The organism is Nitrosophilus kaiyonis, assembly GCF_027943725.1.
In the GTDB taxonomy this organism is placed as follows: domain Bacteria; phylum Campylobacterota; class Campylobacteria; order Campylobacterales; family Nitratiruptoraceae; genus Nitrosophilus_A; species Nitrosophilus_A kaiyonis.
The window spans coordinates 1,330,570-1,345,027 of record NZ_AP025696.1 but is presented as its reverse complement, the minus strand read 5'-3'; the positions used below and the strand labels follow the sequence as shown (position 1 = coordinate 1,345,027).

The 14,458-nt window shown below is 26.7% G+C and carries 17 protein-coding genes and 1 tRNA gene; 5 read left to right on the top strand and 13 right to left on the bottom strand.

Features of this window, described 5'->3' with window-relative positions; all coding sequences use genetic code 11:
- Entirely contained in the window at positions 1-600 is a 600-nt protein-coding gene (locus QML81_RS07090; protein WP_281950726.1) for an FmdE family protein, read from the top strand.
- Positions 601-694: 94 nt separating this feature from the next.
- On the opposite strand, the gene QML81_RS07085 is transcribed toward QML81_RS07090, so the two are convergent.
- The 7 genes from QML81_RS07085 to QML81_RS07055 all read right to left on the bottom strand — a co-directional run bounded on the left by QML81_RS07085 (position 695) and on the right by QML81_RS07055 (position 4,285).
- The gene (locus tag QML81_RS07085) at positions 695-1,195 is read right to left on the bottom strand and encodes a DUF1858 domain-containing protein (RefSeq protein WP_281950725.1); all 501 of its coding nucleotides are present in this window, start codon (positions 1,193-1,195) and stop codon (positions 695-697) included.
- Positions 1,186-1,416 (bottom strand): hypothetical protein, encoded by a 231-nt coding sequence (locus QML81_RS07080; RefSeq protein WP_281950724.1) that lies wholly within the window; start codon positions 1,414-1,416, stop codon positions 1,186-1,188. The genes QML81_RS07085 and QML81_RS07080 overlap by 10 nt, the downstream gene beginning before the upstream one ends.
- A 1-nt stretch (position 1,417) precedes the next feature.
- Positions 1,418-1,726: a metal-sulfur cluster assembly factor gene (locus QML81_RS07075; protein ID WP_281950723.1), complete on the bottom strand. Its 309-nt coding sequence runs from the start codon at positions 1,724-1,726 to the stop codon at positions 1,418-1,420.
- Positions 1,726-2,970 carry a hypothetical protein gene (locus QML81_RS07070; RefSeq protein ID WP_281950722.1) on the bottom strand — a complete coding sequence of 415 codons (1,245 nt, stop codon included), beginning with the start codon at positions 2,968-2,970 and terminating at the stop codon, positions 1,726-1,728. The genes QML81_RS07075 and QML81_RS07070 overlap by 1 nt, the downstream gene beginning before the upstream one ends.
- 17 nt (positions 2,971-2,987) lie before the next feature.
- Positions 2,988-3,332 (bottom strand): hypothetical protein, encoded by a 345-nt coding sequence (locus tag QML81_RS07065; RefSeq protein ID WP_281950721.1) that lies wholly within the window; start codon positions 3,330-3,332, stop codon positions 2,988-2,990.
- Positions 3,333-3,410: 78 nt separating this feature from the next.
- Positions 3,411-3,857, bottom strand: coding sequence for a hypothetical protein (locus QML81_RS07060; protein ID WP_281950720.1), 447 nt, complete (start codon positions 3,855-3,857; stop codon positions 3,411-3,413).
- A gap of 14 nt (positions 3,858-3,871) precedes the next feature.
- Entirely contained in the window at positions 3,872-4,285 is a 414-nt protein-coding gene (locus QML81_RS07055; RefSeq protein ID WP_281950719.1) for a hypothetical protein, read from the bottom strand.
- Between the two features lie 109 nt (positions 4,286-4,394).
- Here QML81_RS07055 and QML81_RS07050 point away from each other — a divergent pair, with 109 nt between their 5' ends.
- Genes QML81_RS07050 through QML81_RS07040 form a run of 3 tightly spaced genes read left to right on the top strand, consistent with a single transcriptional unit; the run spans position 4,395 to position 8,121 of the window.
- On the top strand, positions 4,395-5,186 hold the full coding sequence (locus QML81_RS07050) for an N-formylglutamate amidohydrolase (protein ID WP_281950718.1): 792 nt from the start codon (positions 4,395-4,397) through the stop codon (positions 5,184-5,186).
- Entirely contained in the window at positions 5,183-7,081 is a 1,899-nt protein-coding gene (locus QML81_RS07045; RefSeq protein WP_281950717.1) for a flavohemoglobin expression-modulating QEGLA motif protein, read from the top strand. Before QML81_RS07050 ends, QML81_RS07045 begins: the two co-directional genes overlap by 4 nt.
- Complete coding sequence (locus tag QML81_RS07040) at positions 7,078-8,121, top strand: glutathione synthetase (protein ID WP_281950716.1); 1,044 nt, start codon at positions 7,078-7,080, stop codon at positions 8,119-8,121. Before QML81_RS07045 ends, QML81_RS07040 begins: the two co-directional genes overlap by 4 nt.
- Here the strand turns inward: QML81_RS07040 and QML81_RS07035 are convergent.
- Genes QML81_RS07035 through QML81_RS07025 form a run of 3 tightly spaced genes read right to left on the bottom strand, consistent with a single transcriptional unit; the run spans position 8,107 to position 10,947 of the window.
- The gene (locus tag QML81_RS07035; protein ID WP_281950715.1) at positions 8,107-8,919 is read right to left on the bottom strand and encodes a Clp1/GlmU family protein; all 813 of its coding nucleotides are present in this window, start codon (positions 8,917-8,919) and stop codon (positions 8,107-8,109) included. The genes QML81_RS07040 and QML81_RS07035 overlap by 15 nt on opposite strands.
- The gene (mepK, locus tag QML81_RS07030) at positions 8,919-9,461 is read right to left on the bottom strand and encodes a peptidoglycan L,D-endopeptidase MepK (RefSeq protein WP_281950714.1); all 543 of its coding nucleotides are present in this window, start codon (positions 9,459-9,461) and stop codon (positions 8,919-8,921) included. Before mepK ends, QML81_RS07035 begins: the two co-directional genes overlap by 1 nt.
- Positions 9,462-9,486: 25 nt before the next feature.
- Positions 9,487-10,947: a L,D-transpeptidase family protein gene (locus QML81_RS07025; protein ID WP_281950713.1), complete on the bottom strand. Its 1,461-nt coding sequence runs from the start codon at positions 10,945-10,947 to the stop codon at positions 9,487-9,489.
- A gap of 65 nt (positions 10,948-11,012) precedes the next feature.
- Between QML81_RS07025 and QML81_RS07020 the strand changes: the two genes are divergently transcribed.
- Positions 11,013-11,087: transfer RNA gene (locus tag QML81_RS07020), tRNA-Glu, on the top strand.
- A 1-nt stretch (position 11,088) separates the two neighbouring features.
- Here the strand turns inward: QML81_RS07020 and QML81_RS07015 are convergent.
- Genes QML81_RS07015 through QML81_RS07005 form a run of 3 tightly spaced genes read right to left on the bottom strand, consistent with a single transcriptional unit; the run spans position 11,089 to position 14,440 of the window.
- A complete protein-coding gene (locus tag QML81_RS07015) occupies positions 11,089-11,574 on the bottom strand; it encodes a hypothetical protein (RefSeq protein WP_281950712.1) in 486 nt (161 codons plus the stop codon).
- 1 nt (position 11,575) lies between these two features.
- Entirely contained in the window at positions 11,576-13,318 is a 1,743-nt protein-coding gene (locus QML81_RS07010) for an ABC transporter ATP-binding protein (RefSeq protein WP_281950711.1), read from the bottom strand.
- 12 nt (positions 13,319-13,330) lie between these two features.
- Entirely contained in the window at positions 13,331-14,440 is a 1,110-nt protein-coding gene (locus QML81_RS07005; RefSeq protein ID WP_281950710.1) for a multiheme c-type cytochrome, read from the bottom strand.
- Positions 14,441-14,458: the final 18 nt, after the last annotated feature.

The window sequence follows — 14,458 nt, the reverse complement described above, 5'->3', positions numbered from 1 at the left end:
ATGAGATATCCAGATTTTTTTGATAAAGTTGAACCTATAAAGTTATATGACCCACTTTCAGATTTTCTAGGGGCTTTTGAAAATGGTGAGTTAGAAATAACATATTTAGATGTTGTTAAATTTGCAGGCCATTCTTGTCCAACAGTAGCAGGAGCCTTTTTAATGGCAAAATTAGGACTAAAAAATCTTTTTGATGGTAATCTGCCAACTAGAGGAGAAGTAAAAGTATTTATCAAAGGGAAAAAAGATGAAGGTGTTGAAGGGGTTATTGGAAATACAATAGCTTTTATATGTGGAGTTACTGATGAGGCTGGCTTTAAAGGTATAGGTGGGAAATTTAATAGGGCAAATAAGCTTTTTTTTAATGCAGATATTCCAAAAGAGGTTAGATTACAAAGAGTTGATAATGAAAAATTTGTTGATATTAGCTATGACCCATCAATTGTTCCTCCAAATCCAGATATGAAAAATCTGATGCAGCAACTAATGATGGGAAATAGTTCTGTTAAAGATGAATTTGGTAAAGTTTGGCAAGAAAGAGTAGAAAAGATACTTCTATCTAAAGATTTATGGGAAAAGATGATAAAAATTAATCATTAGACATTAGTCAATAGTCATTAGACATTGGTAAAATAAACTTAATGACTAATGACTTAATGACTATTGACTTTTTAACTAAAAAACTCCAAACTCCCTACGCTTTTATATATGTTAAATACTCTTTATCACTCTCTTTTACACAATAAACTTCATCACCTTTTTTCCTAAATTCTTCTATTAAAGGTTCAGGTTTAAAGTCTGTTTTTAATAATATAATTTCACCACTTTTTAGATTTTTAATAATCTTATTTATATGAGCTAAAGGATTTTTGCCTTCTTCTAATAGTTTATTTCCATCTAAAATTTCAACAGGCTCTTTTGTAATCCAATCTGGAATCTCTTCACTTTTTTTGGTTTCAATTTTTATATCTATAGGCTCTAATCCAACCTCTTTTCTTATTTTATTTAGCAAATCAACTGGATCCATTCCTCCAACTATAGCAGCTTGCTTAATAGAAGCTATCCTAGCAACTGTTCTTCTAAGAACTGGATTTTTTAATTTTTTAAATTTTGGATTTATTTCAATAAGTTTATCTTCCATAAATGGGTACTCTTTTAAAAGATCATATATTTTTGTCTCAAGAGTTATTTCCATATTTTTTCACCTTTTTTATATCTTCTTGCCATCTCTACAAAATCCTTAACAATTAAAATTACACACCATATCCATAAAATATTTAAATATATATTTTTTTTAAATCCTAAATATTCATACATTAAAGGAACACCAATAAAAACTGGCCATTTAATATAATAAAAAAAGAGAATTGCTGCACCATATAGATGGCGCAATTCTCTTTTGATACTTTTTAACATTTTATCCAGCCCCAAGAGCTTTTTTAACATTTTCACTTGCCATAGAGATATTCCAAGGTGGATCCCAAACAATTTCTACAGTTACCTCTTTTACATCAGGAATTCTTTCAACAGCTTCTTTCACCCATTGTTGCATCATTTGATGAAGAGGACACCCTCTTGTTGAAAGTGTCATTTTTACATGGACATTATTCTCTTCATCTATATCCACATCATAAATAAGACCTAAATCAACTAAGTTAAACCCAACTTCAGGATCTATTACAGTTCTTATTGCATCATAAACTTGCTCTTTTGTAACCTTTGCCATTATTTTTCCTTTCCAAAATTTAACATCCATCTTGTACTTGTTGCTAAAAACAGAGCACTTATAAATAAAAAGCTTCCTCCTGCTTTAAATAATTCACTATTTTCAAAAAGTAGCCCAAATCCAACTAACAATGCACCTATTGCACTAAACCAAAATTCAAACTCTGCCTGTTTTTTTGGATACATTTCATGTAACATTGGAATTTTTTGTTTTCCAACTAAATGGCTATATCGATGAAACCATACAAGAAATGGGATTATTTTATATAGATGTCCATTTATTAAAAATGCAAAAAAGATAAATAAAAACCAAATAAATGTATGCAAAAGATTTTCTAAACTTGCACCGCTCAAAAGATAGAGAAATCCTATAATTAAAGATATAAAAAAAGAAAAATATCCAAATAGCATAGATTTATACCAGATATCTAACTCTTTTCTTACTCTTGTTTTATAGATAAGATATATTTGATAAAAATATGAGCTAACTGATGCAATTGATAATAAATATCCAACAATATTTAAAATAGAAATACCTAGAAAACTTCCTAAAAGTACAAAAATAACTGCATAAATCATAAATTTTAATGCATAATTTATAGGTTTTTCATCAAAACCGTGAGCTAATCCAAACATTGGAAGTAAAACTAAACTTATTCCATATATTGTAATTAAAACATATCCACCTATAACTGCATATACATGAGCTCTTAAAATATCATTTATATCAACCCCTATAAATCCACTTAATGTAAGAGCCAATAAAAAACCACTTAAAATTCCAAGAAGTAAGAAAATATTTGATACTTTTACAGATTTTACAGTTATACTTTTTAGTTCTGTCTTTTTAATCGTTAAAAAAACATCTATAGCAAAAATAATCATCGCAGCTAAAACCAATATACCGCCAAAACTTAAAATTATAGGATTTAGCCAAAAACCAATAATTAACCCTATAGTTCCTATAAGAAGCAGTGGAAATATTACATAATACCAATCTACACTAAAATGACCAGTTTCTAAAACTACTGGTACCAATTGAGCCATAGCACCAAAAATGATCATCATTACATAGCCAATCATAAAAAGATGTACCCAGCCTGCAATATTTAACTCTTGATATTGAAAAGTTGGAGTATAAAAAAGAATTGCTATCATAGATAATAGATAAAAAATTACTCCAGCTATAAAAAATGGCGAAATAAGAGAAAAAGGCGGAGCAAACTCTTTTGAGATATTAAACATAACCCCTCCCTAAAAAATTAACCGTGACAATGAGAATCATTTAAATTTGCTTTTTCGCTAGCACCTTCTTTATAACTAAAAACAAGTTTAACATTTCCATCAGGAAGATCTTCTTTTTCAATATTAAAATTTTCTTCAATCTTATTTAAAAGCCCCATTGGCATTTTATGATTTATCATTATTAGCTTTACATTTGGACTTTTAACAAGTTTTAGTCCAGCCATTGCATTTACCATAGGTTCTGGTGGTCCACATCTGCTTGTATCAAATGCATAATATGTAATCCCATCTTTTTCGAATTTATAAAAATCAACAGTTGCACCTTCAACTTCCACTTTTTGGGCATTTTCTGGTATTTGCATAATCTTCTCCTTAATTAAGATAAATTTTCTCTTATTTTAAGAAGAAAAAAATTTTTTTTCATTGACTAATATCAAAATTTATAGAAGTGATCTTAAATTTGCTGCATACCACAAAATAATAAGATTTAAAATAAATATAGACATTGAACTGCCTCTTGATAATAGCAGTTGAAGTTTTGTTCTCTCTTTTCCATGTGTTTTAAAAGCTAAATACATATGAATTATTGTAAAAATAGTAATTAATGTGACAAGTATAAGTTTAATAAGTACAATATGAGCTAGTTCCGAATCGATAGCTGATTTTAAAACCTCATCAAGGCCATGCCCAAAAAACATGTATAATCCTGTTATTATTAAAACAGTAAGCCAAACAGATTCAAAATATCCATAAAGAGGCCCTATATGAAGGTACACATTTTTTTGAGCCTCTTTATCTTTTAAAAATATCCCCAAAGCAAAAAGAAACAGAGATCCACCAATCCAAGCAGTTGCAGCTAATAGATGTAGATAGAGAGCTATTTCCAACCACTTTTCCTTTATTATGTGTTTGATTTTTCTTGATCTTCTAATTCATCAAGATAATCACCTAAAGGATCATTTGGATCTTTAATAGCTTTATCCATAGTAACATCTACATATTTAGCATCTTCATCTCTTGGATCATCACTTAGATTTTTATTCATATGCACATCGATATGAGAATGTTTTCTTATCTCTTCTAAAACCTCTTCTTGAATAGCAGATGTCTCATCATCTATTGCACATGTATTTAAAGCTTTATCTTCATCCATCAACTTTTGTTCTAATTCAACCTCTTTTTTAACCAATTTTTCTTCATTTAAAAGTTTATGTAAAGTTTTGATTAGTTTCAATTGTAGTTCGTCTGAAAGTTTTGCAAAATTTTCAGCAACATAATTTTTTAAATCATCTAAATTTTTAGGTAATTTCTCCATAGTTTTCTCCTTTTCTTTTTTTATAGTATACGTAATTTTTCATATTTTTTGCTTAAATTATAACTATTTTAGTTAAAATATAAAATGTATAGCATAAAAAGGAAAAAAAATGAAAAAAATGCTTTGGCAGATAGATTTTAAAAAATCTCCAATTCTTGCAACTGCTATACATAATGGTCATTATATTGATCCTTCAATTTTAGAATATATGAAAATTTCATCCAAGCAGAGATTAAGAGAAGAGGACCCATATACTGAAGAGTTTATAAAATTTTTTGAAAATAAGATAGTAGTTTATAGATCAAGATTTCAAATAGATTTAAACAGACCTATAGAAAAAGCTATATATAAAAAACCTGAAGATGCTTGGGGCCTTGAAATTTATAAACAACTCCCTCCCAAAGAGTTACTTGAAAAATCGTATATGATATATAATATGTTTTATAAAGAAGTCGATTTTTTAATTAACTCAATGCTCGATTTTTTTAAAAATATTGTTGTTTTGGATATTCATTCATACAACTATAGAAGAAAGTCTCCATATATTGAAGAGCCAAAATCTCAAAATCCAGATATTAATCTTGGCACTAAAACCATCAAAAGAAAAAAGAAGTGGCAAAAGCTTATTGATAGAGTAATTGAAGAATTTAAAAAAAGAAAAATAGATGATATAAATATTGATATTAGAGAAAATGTTAAATTTAAAGGGGGTTATTTTCCATATTGGATTCATAATAGATTTGATCATAGAGTATGTGTTTTATCGATAGAATTTAAAAAAATATTTATGGATGAATGGACAGGAAAAGCATATTTTGAGAAGATAAATAAGATCGCAGAAATTTTAAAAGAGATAAAAATTCCAATATTGGAAGAATTAGAAAAATTGGAGAAAAGATGAAAAAGAGAAAAGAGCTAATTATTACTGATTCAATGATTGAAGAGATTAAAAAAAGAGTTATTAAAAATGAGTTTATAAGAGAAAGACTTCCCGGTGGTGGAAGAATTCATATTGATAGATTTTTACCATTTTTATGCTTATATAGAATTCCTCTAAAAAGAGATGATGTGGGTACAAAAAGACTTGTATTTGGAGAAGCTGCATATATTATTGCAAAAGAGGAAGTTACAAAAAATGGTTTAAATCATTTAATAAGAGAGATAGCAAAAATCGCAAAAGATGATTATGGGGCTTTTTTACTTATAGAAATATGGTCAAAACCTCATCAAGAAAAAGAGCCTTTTTTAAAAGATAAAAAACCAGAATTTAAAATATATGCACCAAAACTTGGCGTACTAACATCAACAATTGAAGCTTTGAAAAATAGGCTTAATGAAATAGTAATAAATAGAGAAAATGCTCAAACACAAATAGAATATACTGATAATATTGCTCCATATGAGATGGAACCTCTTTATTCAAATAGAGTTTTCAATAAAAATAATATTTATATGATAGGAGTCGAAGTTAAACCAATATATCAAGATTATACTGGTAAAAAGTTATATCCTCTTGAACTTGCAAAACTTCATAAAGGGGTTGCAAATGCCTGCAAAATGGCTTTTTATACTTTTATGAAAGAACATACAAATCTTGAGCCGATCGATTATAGATCTCTTGGTAGAAGAGTAGTAACAAAAGTTGTAAAAACAATAGACACTGATCTTGCAAATATTGAAGATAGCTTTGATTTTTTACTTCAAGCAACTCCTGTAAACTTAGAAGAAGCATGGAATGAATTTAAAAATAGTGGCTTTTCAAAAAAACCCACATTTCATTATAGACCAAAGCCTTTTGATCCTTCAATAATAAAAAGAGATCTTTTTTCTCTTCCAATAGAATATATAGAAGATCCAACATTAACTGAAATTTTTAGTGAAAAACTTGATGAACTTGATAAAAAAATTTCTATGTTAAAAGATAGAGATACAAAAAACTTTTTTTATGGGAGTATGCAAGTTTATGGTGAGATAGAAAAAAATCTTTTAGATACTGCTTTAGAAATATTAAATTTAACTAAAAATTATAATGAATCTATAGATGAATATGTTGATGCATATGAATTTAGTGAATATGCAAAGAAAGAGATAGAAGATTATAAAAAAATATTTCCAAAATTTAATGCTGTTGTTGAGCTAAGAGAAGATATTGTCTCTTCTGCAATGGTAAGTAATCATAAATTTTTAATATATAAATATGCAAAATTTCCAAAAAATAGAATTAAAGCGCTGTTAAATCATGAAATTGGAACACATATTCTTACATATTTCAATGGTCTATATCAACCTTTTAAACAGTTACACACAGGATTAAAAGGATATGATGAGATGCAAGAAGGATTGGCTGTTTTAAGTGAATATTTATGTGGAGAACTTGGTATTAAAAGGATAAAAATTTTAGCTGCAAGAGTATTGGCTGCACAATCTTTAATAGATGATTATGATTTTGTAAAAACATTTAATCTTTTAAAATCATATAATTTTGCTGATAAAACTGCTTTTAGTATAACAACAAGAGTTTATAGAGGCGGTGGATTAACAAAAGATGCAATCTATCTAAGAGGTTTTATAGATATTTTAGAATACATAAAAGATGGTGGTGAAATTGAACCACTTTATATTGGGAAAATAGCAGCCAATCATATTCCAATGATAAAAGAGCTCATTTTAAGAAAAGTTCTTAAAAATCCTCCATTGATGCCAAAATACCTAAAAGATGAAAATTCTCTAAAAAGACTTGAAGAGATTAAAAATGGTTTGGATATTTTGAATATTATCAAAAAGGTGATGAAATGAAACTAGTTATGATTTTAAATGATATATATAATGAAATTTTGCCAAGTTCAACTATAAAAATGGCTTTTACTGCTACCTTGTTAGGACATGAAGTATGGATTAGTGATGTTGCAAATTTTTCATATTATCCTAATGAAACTTTACATGCTTTTGCTGTAAAAGCAAAAGGAAAAAATTTTAAAAATCCAGAAAAGTATTATGAGCATATTGTCTCTGAAAAATCACAAAAAGAGAGAATATTAATAGATGAATGCGATATATTAATGCTTAGAAATGATCCTGCAGCTGATTTTGATAAGCCATGGGCTCAACACTCCTCTTTAGTTTTTGGAAGATCAGCGGTAAGACATGGGGTAATTGTATTAAATGATCCTGATGGTTTGTCTAAAGCTATAAATAAAATGTATTTTCAACAATTTCCAAAAATTGTTAGACTTAAATCTTTAATATCAAAAAATCCAAAAGAGATAAGAGAGTTTTATTTAGAAAATAATAAAGAGATTATTTTAAAACCACTGCAAGGTTCAGCTGGAAGAAATGTATTTTATGCAGGACCAAATGATGAAAATAATTTAAACCAGATGATAAATGCAATCTCAAGAGATGGGTATGTAATTGCTGAAGAATTTTTCCCAAAAGCGTTAGAAGGAGATGTTAGACTATTTTTAATGAATGGAAAACCTTTAAAAGTTAATGGAAAATATGCTGCTTTTAAAAGGGTAAGAAGTCAAGGGGATATTAGAAGCAATATTCATGCAGGCGGACATGCATATAAAGCTGAAGTTACTGATAAAATGCTTGAAATTGCAGATATTGTAAGACCAAAATTGGTACAAGATGGAATGTTTTTGGTAGGACTTGATATTGTTGGAGATAAGCTTTTAGAGATTAATGTATTTAGTCCCGGCGGGCTTGATAATGCTCAAAAATTTGAAGGTGTCAATTTTGCAGAAGCTGTTATTGAAGCTTTAGAAAAAAAGGTTAGATATAAAAATTATTATAAAAAGAATTTTGATAATATTGAATTAAATACTCTTTAAAAATTTATAATGATAATTTTCATCTAAAATAATCTCACTAGTTTTTATCATTTTAGACTCTTTCCATCCATTTGTAACTTTTAGATTTAATATATCATTTTTTATTTCTTTTATTATTCCAAAAGCTTTTGAAAATCCGCGATTATCAAGAAAAGATATAAGTTGATTTTTCACAACTGGATATTTTCCAATTATTCCATAATTTTTTATATCTATATTATTAAATTCTGAATTTATAAATAGATTTTTTATTTTTTCAATTTTTATATTTTTCCTAAATGATTTGCTTTTTATTTTTGCCTCTTTGGAAACTTTTAATCTTTTAATAATAAATCTTTTTGATTTTTCATAAGGAGATAAAATATTTTCAAGTTCATTCTCTTTTTCTAAAGCAATAACAATATATGGATTTAATATTTCAAATAGAGAGTGAAGTAAACTCTTAGCTCCATATTTTTCTAAAACAAATCCTGATGTGTCAATAATAGAAGTTTCATACCCATTTTTTATAGATAAATCATAAAGCTTTTTTGCACCAACAATATAGTCTAAAAAATTTCCAAGTGGTGAAAATGAACCTACAAAAAAGTTAATTTTTTCATTTTCTATTAATAGAGTCTGAGTTGAAGGAATACCTATTTGATTTTGCCCTAAATCTAAATCTATTAATGAGAGATTTTTTCTATTTTTTAAATGATTAAATAAAATATTACAAAATGTTGTTTTTCCACTATCAGAAGCTCCAATAACTAATATTGGTCCATTTTTAAATAACTTATAATCAAATATAAATTCCATTACCAATATCTAACTGGGCCGGTATCAACATGAACAAAGTGAGATTTTGGATAATAACCCACTCCACCTTTTTTTAAGCTCATAGCAGCTTTTCTAAGCATATACAAATCAATACCAGGAAGATAGATATCTATAGCTTTTCCTTTCATATGAAAACTTTTTTTTGCAACTCCTGTAGAAATTTTTCTTAGATAAGCATTTGTTTTAGGAGATCTATAACCTGATATTATATGAAAACTCTTCTCTTTATTTAAAATATTTTTAATATCAAATAAAAGATCTATCAATTTTATATCTATCTGTTTAATTTCACCTGTTCTATAATCTCTTAATATTTTATTGATTGATTCTACCTCTTCTTTTATATATTTTCCTTCTATCCAATAAGCAGTTTCTAAAAATTCCCCTGTATGTATATTATAAAATGAGAGCTTTTTTTCATTTACACTTTTTGAAAAACCTTTTTGAGGAATGATAATTGCTGCAGTAAAGAGAGCACTTTTTTTCAAAAAATCTCTTCTTGAATGCAAAATTTTATGCATTTTTACCTCTTTAAATAAAATTATCCTATTTTACCAAAAAATCTCCATTTTGTTTTATAAAATCTTTCATTTTTTTATCTATATTGTAAATATCATCTCTAAAATTTATCAAGCCTTCATCATCAACAAAAGCAGTCATATATAAAATATATACTCTTATTTTTTTATCAAAAGGTATTATTTTAGTCTCTTTATTAACTAATTTTTCTAAAATATCTCTATAAGTAATTTTTTCACTATTTAAATTATATAGATTATAAAAAAGCTCAATAGGCTTTTTAACTCTAATACATCCAGAACTGAAAGCTCTTTTTTTATATTTAAATAGATTTTGTTCTGGCGTATCATGAATATATATATCTTCACTATTTGGAAATATAAATTTTATAAAACCTAAAAAGTTTTGTGGACCCGGTTTTTGCATAAAAACAAAAGGTATATTATCAGCATTATATAAAGACCAATCAACATTTTCATACTCAATAGTATCGTTTCCATCCCAATCTAATGAAGCAATAATATGCTTATTTTTCAAATATTCAAATTTTCTTTTTTGAAGTTTTGGAAGAATATCTTTTTGAACAATTGTTTTTGGAGCTTTCCAATAGGGATTTAAAACAGCATATTTTATATAATCTTTCATTATAGGTGTTTGCCTATCTTCTCTTCCAACAATCACTTTCATATGTAAAGTTTTATGCTTATTCTTAAAAAAATCTAATGAAAAATCTGGAATGTTTATCAATATAAAATCATTATCATTTTCTAAAATCCATCTTAATCTCTCTATATTCAAAACAATTTTTAAAATCTTATCTTTTAAAGATATATTCATATACTTTATTGTTTCTGGGCCAATTTTTCCATCAACTTTTAATCCATGTCTTTTTTGAAAAATTTTAACTGAATCTTCTAAACATTGGTCAAAAATATTATCAATATTTTCACATTTATAATCGCCACTTAATTTTAATCTTTTTTTTATTTTTATGATAACTTGATTGGAATCTCCCTTTTTTAATATATAAAAATTTTTCTCAATTTTATCCCAACTTCCTTTTTTCTCTATCAAAACATATTTTTTTAACGCATTTAAAAGATTATTATAAATAAGATTTTCTTGAATATCTAGATTTTCTTTTTGTGGCAAAATTTTTAAAAAATTCTCTTTTTTTATACATCCATGATTCAAATCATAAAAATATTGATTGAAAGCTCTATTAATTAAAATTTTTAAATCATTTAGTTTTTCACTATTTTTTTCAAAGCTATAATCAAAAAGTTTTTCTTTAATAAGATAGATGTTGTATCTTGATTTATCACAAAGTATAGATCTATCATGCTCTATTTTATTTAAAATTTTATATACACTTGGATTTATATTACCTTCTCTATCCAATTCAAAAAAATTTTTTGTTGTATTTATATCAATCGCATTTGAAAATAGATCTATTATTAAAAAAATTATCAAAATAATTATTCTCATATTCACTTATCTTTAAAATTTATTTAAGTTTAAATCTGTATAATTTCAATTCAAAATCTGCTGACGGCCCCATCGTCTAGTGGTTAGGACACCGCCCTTTCACGGCGGTGACAGGGGTTCGAGTCCCCTTGGGGTCACCATCTATTTTTTAGCTTCAACACATTTTTTATCAATCCATAAATCTTTTAGATTTCTTTGCCATTTTCCTTTTAAAAATATTCCAGTTATTTTCAATCTATTGTTATTATCTTTTAAAAATGATGTAAATTCCTTATTTTTTCCCCAGAAAAACAAAATATCTCTATCTATATTTTCTATTCCGCATTTTTTTATAAGTCTATATGTTTTGGGATTAATTTTATAAACAATAAGATATTTATTTGACAGATTCTTATTGCATTCATTTAGATTTTTTGATAATTCAATATTTTCTTTTTTAAGTTTTTTAATTTTCTCCTGTAATAGATCTATTTTTTTATCTACTCTTTCTTTATCTTTTCTATTTATTCTTTTTTTATCTTCTTTTTTAACTACAATATAATTATTACCTGATTTTATTACTTTTATGCTATTTTCTGCAGAAAAGAGTAGCAGCGAAACGGAAATAAGTACAAGCAGCTTTTTCATTTTAAGACCTTTGAATTTTAAATTTTTCAAACTCCCCACTTTTTATAATTTTACCATTATCAAGAATATAGATAAAATCTGCCTGTTTTATAGTACTTAATCTATGAGCAATTATTATAGTTGTTCTATTTTCTAAAAATTTGTTTAGTGATTCAAAAAGTCTTTTTTCTGTATCCATATCGATTGCTGAAGTTGATTCATCAAGTATTACTACTTTTGGATCTTGAAGTATCATTCTTGCTATCGCTATTCTTTGTCTTTGTCCACCAGACAATCTCACCCCACCTACTCCCACAACTGTTTGCAAACCATCTTCCATTTCCAAAATCTCATCATAAATTTGTGCCATTTTTAAAGCTTCATATATTTTTTTATCTTCAATATCTTTTCCAAGAGTTAGATTAAATTTAATAGTGTCATTAAAAAGAGTTGGCGTTTGCAATACTAAAGATACATTTTCTCTAACTACATCTAATCCTATCTCTTTTATAGAGATTGAGTTATAAAAAATATCACCTTTATCAATAGGATAAAACCCCACTAATATCCTACTCAGCGTAGTCTTTCCGCTTCCACTTGCACCAACAATTGCAGTTTTTTCCCCTCCTTTTATAATCATATTTATATCATTTAATATAATTTTTTCCTTGTTATAACCAAAATAAACATTTTTAAGTTCAATTGAAATTTTTGAATCTTTCTTGAATGGATTTTTTAAATGAGGATATTGGGGCTCTTTTTGTAATTTTAAAAGTTCATTTATTCTGTTTAACGCAACTGTGGCATTTTTATAAGCATACTGGATTCCTAAAATCTCTTGAATTGGTGTCATCATAAACCATAAATATCCAAATATTGCAAGCATTAGGCCAATGCTTAAATCTGAATATGCTACAGCTATAATTCCAGCAGCTCTAAAAACTTCAAATCCACTTACAAATACTAAAAAACTTAATCTACTTGCAGCATCGCTTTTCCAGCTAAAATTTATCGATTTTTCTTTTAAAAATTTTGCTTTATTTACAATTTTTCTAAAAAAATCATTCTCTTTGTTTGCTGCTCTTATTTGCTCAAAAAGATCTAAAGTTTCAATCAAAGCTTTTTGAAACATTTCAACTGCACTATTTTCCTCTTTTTTTAATTTTGAAACTATTCTTGCAAGTTTTGTAGCAAAAATAACAACAGCAGGATTTAAAAAAAGTATAAATATTGCAAGTTTCCAGTGAATAAAAAGTAAAACAATAGATATCCCAATCAATGAAAGCAAAGATATTAAAAATCTACTTATAGATATACTCAAAAATGAATCAATAGTATTGATATCTGTAACAAGCCTTGAAGCAACGCTTCCACTTCCAAGCAATTCATACTCTTTCATAGATACTTTTTTTAAATGATTTAGTACATCTTCTCTTATTTTATATGTAATATTTTTTGCAATTGTTTCAAAAATTTTATTTTGGGCAATATTTAAAAAAGAGTAAGTAAACCTCAAAAATAAAACTACCATTAAAACAATAGAGGTATAATAAAATTTAGAACCAGCACCCAAAAAAGTATCAATTGTATGAACAACAAAACCCGGTTTATTGAGAAGTATTTCATCCACTAATACAGGCATTAAAAGTGGAGTAGGAACACTCGCAGCAGTTGCAAGTATTGCCAAAAATTGAGCTATTAAAAAATTTTTTTTCTCTTTTTTTAAAATATTAAATATTTTTTTCCAGCTATATAAATTTTGCATGGAAAATTTTATCTAATTATTTTTAAAAACTATCTTTTTTAATAGCCTAAATTTGGAAAATTCTTCAAGATTCATTTTTTTAGCAGCTTTTGGATTGACAATAAAAAAGCCAAATTTAGCTACTATTTTTTTATTCTTGGGATCAATATCTATTTTTATAATTTTTTTTTCTTTTGGCTTTATTGTTGTATCTTTTAAAACTCTATCTGCAATCCAAGGAGGAGCGGCTTTTTTTCCTTTTCCTAATACTTTATGGAAATCTCTTTTATAAACTTTATAAAGCTTACCATTTTTATAAACTTCAACTATAAGTTCAAACATTCTTATAGGATGAAGAGGGATTGAGTGTGGAGCTAAATTTTCAACTTCTATGATAAAAAAATTTTTTTTAGGCTCAATTTTTAAATTTATATATTTTTTTAAAAGCTCTGGTCTATTTGTTAAGGCTGCAAAACCGTGATATGCATGTGTAGGTGTCTCTACCCTGTCACTCAAACTTCCTTCTACTTGAGGCATATGGCATGTTATACAGTTTTCTTTAAGAGTGTTTTTATTTTCAGTTTTACAAACTACAAATCCAAAACTATTTTGTTTATGCGAATGACAACCCATACAGGTATCGCCATTTTTGTGAATGATATTTGTATTTATAATTTTATGATATTCACTCCTGATTTCTGGATTTCTTGTTCCATAATAGACACCCTTTTTATTTAATATAATATTTTTGTTGGCTTTTTTATGTTTTTGTATAGATTTTATTCTATGACAATAAGCACATGCAATAGCCTCTTTATACTCAGTTTTATTTTCATCCATATTTTCTATTTTTTTATTCTTTACTAAAGGAGTATGGCATTTTGCACAGATATAATTCTTCTCATTTGTTGCTTTTGAATGAAGCTCAAAAACTTTTTTATGAATTTTATCTCTATATATAGATGAGTTAAAATGTGAAGATGATTTATACTCTTCATAAATATCAAGATGACATCTTATACACTGCTTACTTTTTGCAAATTCCCCTTTTATCTCCATAGATTTTTTAGTTGCAGATCCTGCAAATATATTTGCAAAAAGAGTTAATTTTAATATCATAAAAAAGATGGTTATTTTTTTCATTTTTATCTCCTTATTAAT

What these genes read in the sequence shown, in the direction of transcription:
- QML81_RS07080 (WP_281950724.1), bottom strand. Translation starts at nt 1,416, where the DNA reads ATGTTAAAAAGTATCAAAAGAGAATTGCGCCATCTATATGGTGCAGCA.
- QML81_RS07015 (WP_281950712.1), bottom strand. Translation starts at nt 11,574, where the DNA reads ATGAAAAAGCTGCTTGTACTTATTTCCGTTTCGCTGCTACTCTTTTCT.
- QML81_RS07010 (WP_281950711.1), bottom strand. Translation starts at nt 13,318, where the DNA reads ATGCAAAATTTATATAGCTGGAAAAAAATATTTAATATTTTAAAAAAA.
- QML81_RS07065 (WP_281950721.1), bottom strand. Translation starts at nt 3,332, where the DNA reads ATGCAAATACCAGAAAATGCCCAAAAAGTGGAAGTTGAAGGTGCAACT.
- QML81_RS07050 (WP_281950718.1), top strand. Translation starts at nt 4,395, where the DNA reads ATGAAAAAAATGCTTTGGCAGATAGATTTTAAAAAATCTCCAATTCTT.
- QML81_RS07035 (WP_281950715.1), bottom strand. Translation starts at nt 8,919, where the DNA reads ATGGAATTTATATTTGATTATAAGTTATTTAAAAATGGACCAATATTA.
- QML81_RS07090 (WP_281950726.1), top strand. Translation starts at nt 1, where the DNA reads ATGAGATATCCAGATTTTTTTGATAAAGTTGAACCTATAAAGTTATAT.
- QML81_RS07085 (WP_281950725.1), bottom strand. Translation starts at nt 1,195, where the DNA reads ATGGAAATAACTCTTGAGACAAAAATATATGATCTTTTAAAAGAGTAC.
- QML81_RS07045 (WP_281950717.1), top strand. Translation starts at nt 5,183, where the DNA reads ATGAAAAAGAGAAAAGAGCTAATTATTACTGATTCAATGATTGAAGAG.
- QML81_RS07075 (WP_281950723.1), bottom strand. Translation starts at nt 1,726, where the DNA reads ATGGCAAAGGTTACAAAAGAGCAAGTTTATGATGCAATAAGAACTGTA.
- QML81_RS07070 (WP_281950722.1), bottom strand. Translation starts at nt 2,970, where the DNA reads ATGTTTAATATCTCAAAAGAGTTTGCTCCGCCTTTTTCTCTTATTTCG.
- QML81_RS07055 (WP_281950719.1), bottom strand. Translation starts at nt 4,285, where the DNA reads ATGGAGAAATTACCTAAAAATTTAGATGATTTAAAAAATTATGTTGCT.
- QML81_RS07005 (WP_281950710.1), bottom strand. Translation starts at nt 14,440, where the DNA reads ATGAAAAAAATAACCATCTTTTTTATGATATTAAAATTAACTCTTTTT.
- QML81_RS07040 (WP_281950716.1), top strand. Translation starts at nt 7,078, where the DNA reads ATGAAACTAGTTATGATTTTAAATGATATATATAATGAAATTTTGCCA.
- QML81_RS07025 (WP_281950713.1), bottom strand. Translation starts at nt 10,947, where the DNA reads ATGAGAATAATTATTTTGATAATTTTTTTAATAATAGATCTATTTTCA.
- mepK (WP_281950714.1), bottom strand. Translation starts at nt 9,461, where the DNA reads ATGCATAAAATTTTGCATTCAAGAAGAGATTTTTTGAAAAAAAGTGCT.